13 protein-coding genes are annotated in these 12622 nt (G+C 59.8%); 6 read left to right on the top strand and 7 right to left on the bottom strand.

The window, feature by feature from the left end:
• Positions 1 to 85 precede the first annotated feature (85 nt).
• Entirely contained in the window at positions 86 to 1627 is a 1542-nt protein-coding gene (locus NT137_07410; protein MCX6653158.1) for a hypothetical protein, read from the top strand.
• 64 nt (positions 1628 to 1691) lie between these two features.
• Here the strand turns inward: NT137_07410 and NT137_07405 are convergent, their stop codons facing one another.
• The 5 genes from NT137_07405 to NT137_07385 all read right to left on the bottom strand — a co-directional run bounded on the left by NT137_07405 (position 1692) and on the right by NT137_07385 (position 7234).
• Positions 1692 to 2441, bottom strand: coding sequence for a hypothetical protein (locus NT137_07405; protein ID MCX6653157.1), 750 nt, complete (start codon positions 2439 to 2441; stop codon positions 1692 to 1694).
• Positions 2442 to 2506: 65 nt separating this feature from the next.
• On the bottom strand, positions 2507 to 3649 hold the full coding sequence (locus tag NT137_07400) for a glutamate-cysteine ligase family protein (GenBank protein ID MCX6653156.1): 1143 nt from the start codon (positions 3647 to 3649) through the stop codon (positions 2507 to 2509).
• Between the two features lie 90 nt (positions 3650 to 3739).
• Entirely contained in the window at positions 3740 to 4606 is an 867-nt protein-coding gene (locus tag NT137_07395) for a RimK family alpha-L-glutamate ligase (protein ID MCX6653155.1), read from the bottom strand.
• Between the two features lie 188 nt (positions 4607 to 4794).
• On the bottom strand, positions 4795 to 5346 hold the full coding sequence (locus NT137_07390) for a winged helix-turn-helix domain-containing protein (GenBank protein MCX6653154.1): 552 nt from the start codon (positions 5344 to 5346) through the stop codon (positions 4795 to 4797).
• A gap of 67 nt (positions 5347 to 5413) precedes the next feature.
• Positions 5414 to 7234: a beta-propeller domain-containing protein gene (locus NT137_07385; GenBank protein ID MCX6653153.1), complete on the bottom strand. Its 1821-nt coding sequence runs from the start codon at positions 7232 to 7234 to the stop codon at positions 5414 to 5416.
• Positions 7235 to 7585: 351 nt separating this feature from the next.
• On the opposite strand from NT137_07385, the gene NT137_07380 reads away from it, so the two are divergent.
• The 3 genes from NT137_07380 (at position 7586) to NT137_07370 (ending at position 9232) form a co-directional block, all read left to right on the top strand.
• The gene (locus NT137_07380) at positions 7586 to 8173 is read left to right on the top strand and encodes a hypothetical protein (protein ID MCX6653152.1); all 588 of its coding nucleotides are present in this window, start codon (positions 7586 to 7588) and stop codon (positions 8171 to 8173) included.
• A 61-nt stretch (positions 8174 to 8234) separates the two neighbouring features.
• Positions 8235 to 8603 carry a hypothetical protein gene (locus NT137_07375; GenBank protein MCX6653151.1) on the top strand — a complete coding sequence of 123 codons (369 nt, stop codon included), beginning with the start codon at positions 8235 to 8237 and terminating at the stop codon, positions 8601 to 8603.
• Positions 8604 to 8689: 86 nt separating this feature from the next.
• A complete protein-coding gene (locus NT137_07370; protein ID MCX6653150.1) occupies positions 8690 to 9232 on the top strand; it encodes a rubrerythrin family protein in 543 nt (180 codons plus the stop codon).
• Positions 9233 to 9296: 64 nt separating this feature from the next.
• Here NT137_07370 and NT137_07365 read toward each other — a convergent pair whose 3' ends face one another.
• Entirely contained in the window at positions 9297 to 9953 is a 657-nt protein-coding gene (locus NT137_07365) for a hypothetical protein (protein MCX6653149.1), read from the bottom strand.
• Complete coding sequence (locus NT137_07360; protein ID MCX6653148.1) at positions 9950 to 10903, bottom strand: ABC transporter ATP-binding protein; 954 nt, start codon at positions 10901 to 10903, stop codon at positions 9950 to 9952. Before NT137_07360 ends, NT137_07365 begins: the two co-directional genes overlap by 4 nt.
• A 122-nt stretch (positions 10904 to 11025) precedes the next feature.
• Between NT137_07360 and NT137_07355 the strand changes: the two genes are divergently transcribed.
• Together NT137_07355 and NT137_07350 are read left to right on the top strand one after the other, a co-directional pair.
• Positions 11026 to 11943 (top strand): ArsA family ATPase, encoded by a 918-nt coding sequence (locus NT137_07355; GenBank protein MCX6653147.1) that lies wholly within the window; start codon positions 11026 to 11028, stop codon positions 11941 to 11943.
• Positions 11936 to 12256, top strand: a complete 321-nt coding sequence (locus tag NT137_07350) for a thioredoxin family protein (protein MCX6653146.1) — start codon at positions 11936 to 11938, stop codon at positions 12254 to 12256. Before NT137_07355 ends, NT137_07350 begins: the two co-directional genes overlap by 8 nt.
• The last annotated feature ends 366 nt before the right edge of the window (positions 12257 to 12622 follow it).

The raw sequence follows: 12622 nt of genomic DNA, 5'->3' as shown, positions 1-12622 counted from the left end.
GAACCAAGGAGATACGGTCGCAGAGAACGTAGAAGGACAGGAATGATTATGGCTGCGACGAGAGATTAGAATCGAGGGATGAAAGATGAGCGTCAAGGTCACGGTCTTCGATGGCGCCGATTGCATTGGCGGCAACAAAATCCATCTGGACTTCGATGGCCACGGTCTGTTCTTTGACTTCGGGCAGAATTACCACCAGCTGGGCGAGTATTACAGTGATTTCCTCCAGCCCCGTTCTGCTACGAGGGGCATTCATGATCTCGTGAAAATGGGCTTGGTCCCCCACCTCAAACAGTACCGTTCAGACCTGGTGCCTGCCGATATGGACGCGAATCGGGCGCTCGACGTGCAAGTGGACGCGGTGCTCATCTCCCATGCGCATATGGACCACATCGGACACGCCGGCCTGTTCGACCTGGACATCCCGTTCGTGGCATCGCCCACGACCATGGCCATCATGAAGGCCCTTCGGGATTGCGGCAGCACGCCCGAGGGCGAGACCGTCTATGGTTCGCTCCGCGACAGGACTCCGGCTGACGGAAGGGTGCTGAAGGTCGCGTCGAGCTCCGATTCCTACCAGGGCCGAGCCTTCGTTCCTACCAGCACGTGCTCCGCTGACCTCGAGGTCTTCTGGGCGACCTCGCCGGCGAAGAAGAAGGAGCTGGAGGCTCGAGGGATGCTCAGCTGCGGGTCCCTCGGCTTCGAGTTCCAGTCCTTTGACGTCGATCATTCCATCTACGGCGCTACGGCCTATGGCGTGGAAACCTCGAGCGGATGGGTGGTGTACACCGGCGACCTCAGAGCCCATGGTCGATACGGGAACAAAACCTGGAAGTTCGCGGAGAAGGCCGCCGAACTACAACCCGAGCTGCTCATCATCGAGGGAACGCGAACCTCCCGGGACGCGGACGCGGGCGATCGCTCCGAGGAGAAAGTGGCCCGGACCTGCATGGAGGCGGCCAGGCATGAGGAGGAGCTTATCGTCGCGGATTTCGGACCGCGCAACTTCGAGCGACTGGAGACGTTCAAGGACATCGCCCAGAGACTGGATCGCACTTTAGTGGTGACGGTGAAGGACGCCTACTTCCTGGAGGCGCTGCGGACCGCGGACGGCATCGATCGCATGCGGGGCATGAGGGTTTACCTCCCGCTCAAAGGCACCACATCCGGCATCGATGACAAGGTCCACCAACGGTTCGAGGGCTTGTTCGTGGACCCGGGTGAACTGCATTCCGCTCCGCGCGAACACATCCTTTGCTTCTCGTACTTCGACATGAGCCAGCTGTTGGACATCAAACCCGAGGCGGGGACGTATATCTATTCGAGCAGCGAGGCTTACAGTGAAGAGCAGGTCGTGGACTTCCGTCGGCTCTGGCACTGGCTGGAGATGTTCCACTTCAAGATCAAGGGATTCTGGATGGAGGGCAAGAAGGGAGAGGAGGTGCCGAGATTCGATCATGACTACCATGCGTCCGGGCATGCCTCGGTGGAGGACCTGGAACGCCTCATCGAGGCCATCGCGCCGAAGAGGGTCATGCCTGTCCACACCGAAGACATAGGTCCTTTTCGACGATTCGAGAAAATCGAGCTGGTCCCCGCGCGCAAGGGAGCGACGATCGATCTCTGAGCTATCAAGAGGCTTCGAGTCTGCATGGGAGGGTAATGAGGCTTGGTAGCTTCGGGAGTCCTGATCAGCGTAATCCGAACCATTTCGCTTCCTCCGCATCGAAGTAGTACCGGCGGTCCAAGGCAATGATGAGCGCCGCCGAAGGCAGACCGAGCACGCTGAGGTGAGGGGAGCCGCCCGCGAACGCAAGGAGGACGAATGCGGATGCCACGCCCACTCCGACAGGGACGATGAGCATCCAGTGCCTTCTCTTCGAGCTCTGCCATCGCCTCATCGATGCCTTCTCCGGCCGCAGATCCCCTAGCACCGCTCCCGCTACTGCCCCTGAATACAGGCAGGCAAAGTAGAGAGCGTCCGCCGGATCGCGGCGAGGTCTGCAGGCCCCCAGGCAGTCCCAGACGAAATGTGGCGAGGACAAGGACATCTGGACCCCTTTGCAGGCGGGCAGAGGGGCGATGTGCAGATGACCGATCTCCCTCTCCGCTCGGTCGTGCCTCCAATAGGCCAGGCCGACGCGCACGTGCATATCCTGAATGTAGTGCAACGCCCGCCCGAGGCACCACACCGCGTCCTCTTCCCTGCCTTCCAGGTGTGCGCTCCTGGCCTTCCAGACCATCCTCATCATTTCCCTTCTACCAGCCGAATGGTGCGGGATCCGGTGGAGCCTCGTTCCCCCCTTCTCCCGTGACGCGCTCTTGGTCGCGTTCCGATCCGGGTCCAGAGAAGCCTCTACCAAGATGCGAGTCAAGTGATCCGAGAGACCAAGAGCGTCCGCCACCTGCGTGGTGACGTCAACGTGGTTGCGCCACTTCATCCCATCCCGGATCGAAACAAGGATGAGAGTATTTGAATCGCCGAGGGGGCGAGCTGAAAGTGCTCTCAGATGCCGAACGGATCGGAGCGCTTGCATGCCCCGCATTGGTGCGGGACGTTGGTCCGCAGGGCCCCCTCCATCTCCTGCAGCATGACCAAGAGGCCCTTCCCCTCGTGCCGCTCCTGCAGCATCACCTCGGCCAGGCTTCCATATTCGACCTTGGTCTTGATCAAAGGAAGATAGCGCCTCTCGTCCGCGCTCGCCCTCCTGCTGGCAACGGCGTGCAGCTTCCTGAGTTCGGGTCGGAACTGCGAAACCCCGCCCAGGATGGCCTTCTCCGTCATCTCTTTCAGCGCCTCCTCGTCCTCCTCTAGCCCAAGGTCGTCGCAACGCAGCAGCGCCAATATGAATGCCACGAGGGCCACGTCGGCCCGCAGACACTCCTGCTCATCGATGGCTTTTAGCTCCAGGCAGCAGCGGGAGAACCGCACTATCACGCCCCGGGAATCCACCCACTCGTGACAGAGCCGCTCTCCGCCGTGCTCCCGAAGAGTGGCATACATCTCCTCCTGGATCTGGCGCTGATGCTCGGGGCTCCGCAGCTTCTCCGGGATGATGCCATGGGTGATCGAGGGAAGCCGCCTCTGGTTCTCGCGGTAGAAGATCAGACGGTTGTCCATCGCCCTGGTCTCCTTCCCTTCCACCAATGGGGAGGAAGCGGACACCGCCACCAGGTAGGGGATGAGCGCCCTCAGGCGGTTGTACATCCTGACCATATCCTCGCCATCCCGGAAGGGGAGGTTGACCTGCAGGGCCTGGATGTTCAGCCAGCCATGCTGCCGGATGTCGAAGAGGCGATCGTAGATCTCGTAGATCTCGCTGTCCTCGTGCTCCCACACCTGCGCCTCCTCAAGCCGCAGCGCAGGATGCATCCCCAAGCCCAGCAGGCGGTACTTGCCTTCGGTGCGGGCGTAGAACCCTTGCAGGCCTGAGTACAGTGAGGCTTCCAACGAAACGAGGTCGTGCGCCGGCACGGAGGGGGTGATCTCCAGCACATGCTTCTGCAGTTCCTTGGACAGGTGCACTGGGCCGAAGGGGATCTCGTTCCTGAGCTCACCGGCCAGCTCCTTGATTATCTGGTCCGAGATGGGCAGGGGGTTGAAAGACTCGTCGTTGATCGAATATTCGTGCTCCGTTCCGATGGTCATTCGAACCCCTCCTTCTGCAGTCAGATGCTGATCGATTTGTTCCATTCCCAGCGACCACCCGCGCTTAGATAGCGCCCCGCTTCTATCTCTTCATGCCTTCATCAGGCGAGCCACGATGCGCTCGTACACGTCTGGATAGTGTTCCTCCTCCCCATTCTCCAGGGAGGGGTTGTCGTTGACCTCGATGACGAAGAGCTTGCCTCCGCGCTCCTTGATGTCCACGCTGTACAGCCCTTCGCCGATGGCGCACGCCGCCCTCACCGCCAAGCGCAACGCCCGCTCCGGAACCCGGTCCAAGGGCAGCGTCTCCACACCATAGTAGGGCACCTCCTCTTCCTCGATTGGGCGAACCTCTTCCGGCTCGATCTCCACGTAGCGGGAGGCGAACAGCACCTCGCCGTCCAGTATCCCAATGCGCCAGTCCTCCTCGCTTTCCACGTGTTCCTGGACCACGATGAGGTGACTGAGCTTCAGGTAGGAGGTGGCGATGCGCGTCAGCTCCCTCCGGTCGTGCGCCACCTTCACCCGATTGCTGAAGCTGGTGGAGGGCTCCTTGAGGACCAGGGGGAAATGCAGCTGGCCGATGATCCCTTCCTCACCGGCCTCGACGTCCCTCCTACCCAGATACCAGGTCTCAGGTATCGGCACTCCCGCCTTCTGTAAGTGCATATACATGTTCACCTTGTCCGAGCATATCCGGATGGAGGTGGCATCGTCGATGACCGGGATGCCGTGCAGGCTGGCCCAACGGGCGGCCACATAGGTGGCGTTCAGCGGGTCGGTGCGGCCGCGAATGAGAAGCGCGCTGGTCTTGGCGATCTTGCGCATCTCCACCGGGAAGATGAAGTAGGAACGGTGGCCCAGAGCCTCGGCAGCGTCGCGGAAGCGCATCACCGCCCCTAGCTTGCGCGAATGGCTCAATGTCTGTCTGTCCACGAAAATGCCCAGCGTGCCCATCGCCGCCCTCACCCCGTCCGGGGGCCATTGCAGCGATGAGCCCCTCTCTCGTCCTTGTCGTCGTCCTGCATGCGCAGCGTCACTTGACCCAGAAGGATTAGCTCAACCCACCCAGGGTATTTATTGATTGTTGCCGGAACGCCTGCTATCGACCTGGCTGGTGACCAGGAGATCGGACCAGGCGGCGTTCAGAAGGTCGCCTCATCGGGTGGGTCCTTCTCCGCCGGTCGTTGCCTGGGTCGGCGCAGCTTGCTATATCCGATGTAGGTCAGCACGACTGCGAGCGCAACCAGCAGGACCGCTGGCAGCAATACCTCCAGCCCCAGGCCACCGGTTGCTTCGCTGAGCCAGTTGCCTCCCGCCATCTGCGTCTCCCCGTACGCTTCGAAGGCGCGTTTGGCGGCCGAGTTCAAAGCCAATACGAGAAGGGATACCGAAGCCAGTATCAGCAACCAGGAGGATGAGAAGATGATGATGATCTTGGTGTTCTCACCCGGGGAGATGATGTCCCTGGCCTTCCACGACAGCTCGTAGTAGACAAAACCATGGTCCTCTTGACGAGTGACGAAGCCGCCCTCCTCCAGCTTCTTGAGATGTCGGTGGATGGCAGCCTTGTCGATGCTCAGCTCCTCCGCGAGCTGAGTAATGGTCCGGCGGGAAGGCTGGAGCGCCTTCAAGATCTCTATGCGAGTGTCGGAGGCTAATGCGAACAAGGCCTTCTTGTCCAGCTCCACCTTCATCTTCTGCTGCCCCTTGCCTAAGGAAAAGGGGGCCGGGAGGCTTAACCTCTCTTGCGGCTCCGCGAGATCACCTCACGGCCGCCACAGGCGACACCGTTCCCTCGCCCAGCATATAGGGGATGAGATACTGACTCCTCTCGGCGTACACCAGCTCTCCCGCGGGGCTCAGGTCCAGCAACGAGTTCGCCAGCACCTTCACGTCGGTGATCGTGTACAGATACTCACCGATGTAGTGCGTGCGAACGATGTACTCTCCCGAATCCACCGCCAACTTTCCGGTCAGCGCCAGCGTGTCTCCGGCCAAATGGAACACAAAGACGGCCGATGTTACGTTGTAAGTGGAAGCATCATAGGTGGTGATGGGGATGATCAAGGCGCCAGTCTCGACATCGAAGAGCACCGCGTGGTGGTCCCATAGAGCCTGGGAATACGACCTTCCAGGCACGGTCAGGTTGGCGTCCTCTCGTGGCTGGAGGGGATCGGAGACATCGAAGAGGGACAGCTTGATCGAGCCGTTCAGCATGCCGATGCCCACCAAGTGGGTGGAGTTCACTGGATGCAGGTAGGAGGAAAAGCCTGGAAGCGCTAGGGAACCGACGATCCGGGGATTGCTGGCCACGCTCAAATCGATGACGAACAGCGGGTCCACCTGTCTGAAGGTGACCAGATAGAGCGTCTCGCCGACGAAACGAGCGGAATAGATGCGCTCCCCCGGGGCGATGTTCTCCAGCTGGCCAACTCGCTTAAGGTCGGCGTCCAGGATGTAGACGGCGTTGCTCTGGTTCGTCCAGGAGGTGGTGGTCGCGATTCGCAGCTGGGATCCATGCTCGTCCAAAGCGAACTGGTTGAGCGGCCAGCCGGGGACGGACCCTCGGGCATTGGGCTGCATGACCAGACCTTCCAGCCCGATCTTGTAGATGGTGGTGGAGAAGGAATCAGTGGCGCTGACGACGCTGACGGCCGTTCCTCCGGCGCCAGTTCCAGACCATACCGCCTCCCCTGTCCATTTCTGATATGTGAGGTAGAGGGCGCCTTGCGACATGTAGACGATGGAGGCGTAGCCCACGAGCAGCGAGGTATAGTTGCTCTTCAGCTGCTTGAGGTCCACCGCCAGCAGGTTGAGGAAGGCAGCGGAGTCCTTACAATCGGGATCGTAGTGCACCCGGGTCGGGTCCAGCTCTGTAACTGAGCTGTTGATCCAAAGCTTGGGGCGGACCACGGAATCGTCATTCGTCCAGATGAAATGCTGCGCCACCGCATATACGATGCCACCGGCCAGTCGGGTGGTGCTGGGATTGCCGGAGATGCCGAACAGGCCTAGCATCTGAGGCTGCGCCACGTCGGATAGATCGAACACCAGCACCACGGTCCGTTCCTCGGGCATCCTCCAGACCCAGGGGGTCATGACCTGCGGGTCGTAGACCGGATAGGGACCGGCCACGTATGCGATTATCGCCAGCTCCCCGTCGAAGAGATATATCCCATGGATCCAGACACTGTAGTTCGCATCCGTCCCCAGATGATCGCGCACCAGTATCTCCGAGACGTTGGACATCTGCGCCGGAGGATAGGCACGGACGATGTGCACTCTATCGAGGGAGGCGATGAATAGGTACTGGCCGTCGGTCTTAACCAGGTCGGCCTCGTCCACGCCTTCCACCTGGACATTGGTGTTGGAGTGCTTCATTGACTCCGAGGCGACGGCCTGACCGTTCCCCCCCATGGTGAGCGCCGCGTCGTATCCTCCTCGCGAGTTCGAATTGGAGACGTAGCCGCTCATCTGGCTGTAACTAGAGAAAGTGGGAAGAGTCTCTTCGCCGTCGGATGACGCGGGCGCCTTCACCAGCACCATCGCCGAACCCATGACGAGGAGGGCACAGACCACCATTGATGACCAGGCTAAGGACCGCCGGCTCATGTTATCGACCGACTCGATGGGAGCAGGGTGTATTCCTATGTGCGCTCGCCGTTGACTTCTTCGTCAATCCCCCCTCCATCATTGGGTAGGTCATGAAATTGCCCCTGGTGACCGTCGTTTGCCAGGAACATCCAGCGGTCTTGCGCATCAATGACCTCCAACCGAACAGAACTAGCAGGAGACTTTTTAACCGGCACCGTGTATCGGGCAGGGAGTGCACCAACGGCAATCGCTGTGCGGCGTGCTGCCAATGCCTAATGCGGTCAAGGCTCAAGGGCAAGACCATGATCACGATCCAGGTGAAGTCCGGACAGGACCTCCATGGCGGAGGATGAGGCAGTGGAGCTGCTATTCCTTCTGGTGACGTATGCATTCCTAGGCGGTTCGATCAAGTTCATCGACCAAGCCTACGATGAGCACAGCTTCGACCGGCGCAGCGCCAATCTGCTCGCGATCCTGGCCGGAGTGGTCATGGGCTTCCTCATGGCCGCGGACAGCCCGTTCTCCACCGCCTTCTTCATCGCCATGCTCATCAGCCTGTTCATGGCCAAGAAGATGGACAACCTGGCCTTCGTCATCGGTGCGCTGGTGGCGGTAGGCTCGTTCCTGCTGTTCTTCAGCCAGTATGATGTGATCCTGCTGCTGTTCCCTATCGTGGGTTTCTTGCTGGCTGGATTCGTGGACGAGGTGATGGACGAACTGGCGCACAGATGGGAGTTGCGCGGAACGATGGAATCGTTCCTCACCTATCGGCCGTTCAGCGACATCGCATTGGTGATCATGGTGCTGTTGGGAGTCTTCGGCTGGGTCTACCTCATCCCTTACTTCGCGTTCACCCTCGCCTACATGTTCGTGGAGTCGGTGAGCGTGAACGGCCTACGCATGCCCATCCGCATCCGCCCCTCTTGAACCCTGCAGGGGTCCAAGACGGGATTAGGATTAAGAGCGGGAAAGAGAAATACCTGCGTAGGTGGCGAATTTGGCCGTTTCCACGAGAAGGAGGAATCTGACCGGTCTAACCGCCGGCTACGTGCTCATCGCATTGGCGGTCTCGATCCTGATAGGCTATTCCATCAACAAGTTCTGGTACGCCCTGCCCATTTTCATGATCGCCTTGGGTGCGTACGTCATTTTCCTGGGCACGCTGCCCCGCACGCCTGGCCGCGATGTTCGCTCGGGGATGATATATACCCTCACCTGGGGAGGCATCATGGCGGTGCTGGGGATGTTGCTCATCACCAACGACCTGCTGCCGAACAACGTGCCGGTGCTGATCGCGGTCTTCCTCATCTTCCTTGGAGCGATAGCCGTGGTGGCCTTCGCCACCCGCCCCAAGTAGCGGGTGAAGGGCAGGACCATCGATGGCTCCTATCGATATCTAGTTAGAGGGGATGTTCTCTCAGGCCCAAATGAGGAGTGAGAAGCATGCATCCGATGACGGAAGCGAACCTGCACAACGCGTTCTCGGGCGAATCGATGGCGCACATGCGCTACAACGTCTATGCTGGAGTGGCAGACAAGGAAGGTTTTAAACAGGTGGGCAGGCTGTTCCGGGCCATCGCCTTCGCAGAGCAGGTGCACGCCACCAATCACCTGACCCGCATGCCCCTTAGGCCCGCCGCCGCCGTGGGAGAGGCCCCGATGGGCGTTGGGAGCACTTCTCAAAACCTGCAGTTCGGTGTGGACGGAGAGACGTTCGAGATCGAAGAGATGTATCCTGCCTACCTGGAAGTGGCCAAGATGCAGGGCGAAAAGACGGCTCAGCTCTCCTTCACCTACGCCTGGAACACCGAGAAGATACACCAGAAGCTGTTCAAAGAGGCGAAGCAGCTGGTGGACTCGGGCAAGGACTGGAAGCAAGTGAAGGTGCACGTGTGCGAGGTATGCGGCTACACCGGAGAGGGCGAGGGCCCGGACAAATGCCCCTTCTGCGGCGCAACGAAAGAGGCGTTCAAGTCCTTCATCTAGGCTTGACGAATGGCGATCTACCGCCCACCTTCTCGTTCTTCGAAGATGCTCTGGTCGCCCCGGTCTAGAGCTGCTTCCTCTCGAAATAAACGCAGGCGAGCACCAGCAGCACTCCGGTTATCAGGAGGCTCGCTCCGAGGGTCAGCAGTGTGCTGGCATTCATGAGAAGCACGGGCAGGATGACCGCCGCAGAAAGCTGGTTCGATCCATAGAGCACCGCTATCACACCCACCAGCACCGAGGGCGAGGCGATGCCGATGAGCGCGCTCGCGCTCGAGGAGATGCCAATCATCCCCAGAGTGATGGCGAAGGATGAGAGCAGGTCGCCAACGAAGTTCGAGGGCAGAGCACCCATTCTCACCGTGTCCACGGCCAGGCCGAGCAGGATGGCAATGGTGGCCGCCACCACCACGCACAAGAACACGGCCAGGAACTTGGAGATGATGATATCCCAGCGCTTGATTGGCCGGATGACGAAGAGGTCGTACACCTTGCGCTCCTTCTCGTTGATGATTGTCACAGCCAGCATCACCGAGGAGAGGGTTCCTCCGATGGCTGAGACGACCAGTGCGATGAACGATGACAGGGGCGTCTGTCCGGCCGACGGTTGGGCATAGTATAAGAACAGGCCCAACAAAGGAAGCCCCACCCAAAGGAACAGCATGACCTTAGAGCGGTAGAAGCCGTTCAGTTCATCCCGGAAAAGGATGCCCAGGCTCACAGGCTCACCCCCTGCTGCAGGTAGCTCACATAGAGCTGTTCCAGCGACGGCTGCACGGGATATATGCCTCGGATGCGGAAGCCTTTGGCTATCAGCTGGGTCATGAGCTCGTGAATGATCGCATCCACGTCCACCTGCTCCTCTAATCGAAGAAGGTAGCGATCGCCCTGCAGATGCTCCCATGAACGGACGCCTGGAAGCGACTCTGCGACCGTCTCCCAGGTCGGGCCACCAGCCAGTTCCAAGAACACCTGTTTCCCCATAATCACTTGGCGCTTGAGTTCGTCCACCGTGCCCACATGCACCAGCCTTCCGGCGCTCAGTACGCCGATCCGATCCGCCAGGTCCTCTATGTCGCTGAGGATATGCGAGGAGAAGATGATGGTCCGCCCTTCCTTCCTCAGGTCGCGGAACAGCTGTTTGAAGGCGTAGCGGCTCTCCGGGTCCAGGCCGGCCACTGGCTCATCCAGGACCAGAAGCTCCGGGTCGTGCAGGATGGCTTGCGCCATGCCCACCTTCTGTAGCGTTCCTCCGGACAAAGCGGTAACTTTCCGGTAGCGGTATTCTGCGATGCCTAGACGATCCAAAGTGGAAGCGATCCTGGAATTGACCTCGGTCTTCGGAATGCCGGATAGCCTTCCGAAAGTGCTGAGCGCTTGGTCCACCGTCCTCCATTCCTGGAAGGCGGCCCTCTGCGGCAGATAGCCGAGCATCAGATTGACCTTGTCCTTGTTGCCGGCCAACGGTATCCCGTTTATCGAAACGCTTCCTTGATATCGCCCCAGGAGGCCGATCATGATGCGGATGGTGGTGGTCTTCCCCGCTCCGTTAGGGCCGATGTAGCCGAATATCTCACCCCGCTTGATTGAAAAGGATACGTCCTTCAGCGCCTCCACGCTGCGATAGGATTTGCTGACGTGGGAAAGGGAAACGATGTCGTCCTCTGGCATGATACCGCTCCCGTGGCCATCGCATTGTGGGCGAGATAAGGCTTACGCCATCGGGCAAGCGAAGCGCATATGGGAACGATTATGAGCGGGGGGATTCGATACGCCTCTCCGGAGCGAGGTGAATGACGGACAACTTGATGCGAGACATCGCCACGGAGAAGCGCTTCCTGTTCTTCGGGGGCAAGGGAGGGGTGGGCAAGACCACCATGGCCGCCGCCACCGCCATCTGGCTGGCGGACCAGGGTTACAAGACGCTCATCGTGGCCACCGATCCAACCGTATCACTGTCGGTCACCTTCCAGCAGCAGATAAGCGAAACGGAGATAACCCCGATCAAATGCGGCTGCAATCTTTCCGGACTGAACATCAACCCCAAGAAGGCGATGGGCATGTTCCAGTCAAGGATGACCGGCATGATGGAGGGATTCTCGACCCTCTTCGGCAGCGAACTTCTCAGCACGCCGTGCACGGAGGAGATCGCCGCCTTCGACCAATTCGTCAGCTTCATGCAGGACACGGAGCACGACAAGCTGGTCTTCGACACCGCTCCCACCGGCCACACCCTTCGCGAGCTGAGCATGCCCTTCGATTGGTCTGGATATCTGGCCAATCAGATAACCCACCGCCGAGAGCTCTCCGAGGCCTTGGGCTTCGTATACGACGAGGGGATGATTCAGGACCTGAACAAGGAGAAGGAACGCTACGACAACGCCATCAAGGGGCTGGCGGACCAGAGCATCTCCGCCTTCAACCTGGTGCTCCTGCCGGAGAAGATGCCTATCGAGGAAACGGCCCGGGCGGTCGAGGACCTGGGCAAGTTCGGAATCCACGTGCCAGCGCTCATCATCAACGAGGTCATTCCCCCGGAGGTGCTCCAGGGCAACTGGTTCCTGGAGCGGCGGAGGGCGACGCAGGAAATGTACCTCGTAGAGATCGACGAGAGGTTCGGCAGCTTGATCAAACGCCAGGTGCCGCTTTTCGAGAGCGACGTCTACGGTGTGGACAGCCTGAGGAAGATCGGAGGGCACCTCTATGCCTGAGAAGCTGAAGTTGACCTTGCTGTCGTTCGCTTGCTGCAATCCCCGCTTCGCCACCTTCGACAAGCAGTATCTGGAACGGATCAAGGAGGCGCTGGCGCAGCTGGGCGTGGAAGCTCAGCTGGATGTCGTGCACGCCACGGAGGCCATGATGACCCCGGACCGCTATGCCTGGATGAAGGAAGTGACACCGCTGTTCATGAAGTACGGCGCCGCCATCGCCCCCGCGCTCTTCGTGAACAATAAGCTCGAGTTCTACGGGGGCGTGCCGACGCTAGAGAAACTGGTGGAGACGCTGCGCAAGCACCTGACCTAAGCATCTACTTGCCATTGGTACGGCCACTTCGTACTTCCTGGACCACGTCAGGGAACGATTTTATAAGTATGTCGCCAGAAAACCCACGAACTTCAGTCGTGGGATGAATGGCGATAAAGTTCAAATGCCCGAATGACCGTGGCGTACACATCGCTCCATCGGGCACGGGACTGGCAACGGTCTGCTGGAAAGGCATTGGAACGCTCCCGATGGAGTAGGCCGCCGTGGCAGATGCCACCCTGCCTTGCAGGCAGGAGTCAGCCGACCGAATGCGCTCCGTTCCCAGAAATGGGCGTCCTTCGCGGAACCAACCGCCAAACGAAAACTGGAAGTGCAAGCCCACGATATTAATCGTGGGTAGCTGAC

This window comes from Methanomassiliicoccales archaeon, from assembly GCA_026394375.1.
Classification (GTDB): domain Archaea; phylum Thermoplasmatota; class Thermoplasmata; order Methanomassiliicoccales; family UBA472; genus JAJRAL01.
The sequence above is the reverse complement of the archived record's forward strand: the minus strand, read 5'-3'. Positions and strand labels throughout refer to the sequence as shown.

What these genes read in the sequence shown, in the direction of transcription:
- NT137_07355 (MCX6653147.1), top strand. Translation starts at nt 11,026, where the DNA reads ATGACGGACAACTTGATGCGAGACATCGCCACGGAGAAGCGCTTCCTG.
- NT137_07380 (MCX6653152.1), top strand. Translation starts at nt 7,586, where the DNA reads ATGGCGGAGGATGAGGCAGTGGAGCTGCTATTCCTTCTGGTGACGTAT.
- NT137_07410 (MCX6653158.1), top strand. Translation starts at nt 86, where the DNA reads ATGAGCGTCAAGGTCACGGTCTTCGATGGCGCCGATTGCATTGGCGGC.
- NT137_07360 (MCX6653148.1), bottom strand. Translation starts at nt 10,903, where the DNA reads ATGCCAGAGGACGACATCGTTTCCCTTTCCCACGTCAGCAAATCCTAT.
- NT137_07405 (MCX6653157.1), bottom strand. Translation starts at nt 2,441, where the DNA reads ATGAAGTGGCGCAACCACGTTGACGTCACCACGCAGGTGGCGGACGCT.
- NT137_07350 (MCX6653146.1), top strand. Translation starts at nt 11,936, where the DNA reads ATGCCTGAGAAGCTGAAGTTGACCTTGCTGTCGTTCGCTTGCTGCAAT.
- NT137_07385 (MCX6653153.1), bottom strand. Translation starts at nt 7,234, where the DNA reads ATGGTGGTCTGTGCCCTCCTCGTCATGGGTTCGGCGATGGTGCTGGTG.
- NT137_07395 (MCX6653155.1), bottom strand. Translation starts at nt 4,606, where the DNA reads ATGGGCACGCTGGGCATTTTCGTGGACAGACAGACATTGAGCCATTCG.
- NT137_07390 (MCX6653154.1), bottom strand. Translation starts at nt 5,346, where the DNA reads ATGAAGGTGGAGCTGGACAAGAAGGCCTTGTTCGCATTAGCCTCCGAC.
- NT137_07370 (MCX6653150.1), top strand. Translation starts at nt 8,690, where the DNA reads ATGCATCCGATGACGGAAGCGAACCTGCACAACGCGTTCTCGGGCGAA.
- NT137_07400 (MCX6653156.1), bottom strand. Translation starts at nt 3,649, where the DNA reads ATGACCATCGGAACGGAGCACGAATATTCGATCAACGACGAGTCTTTC.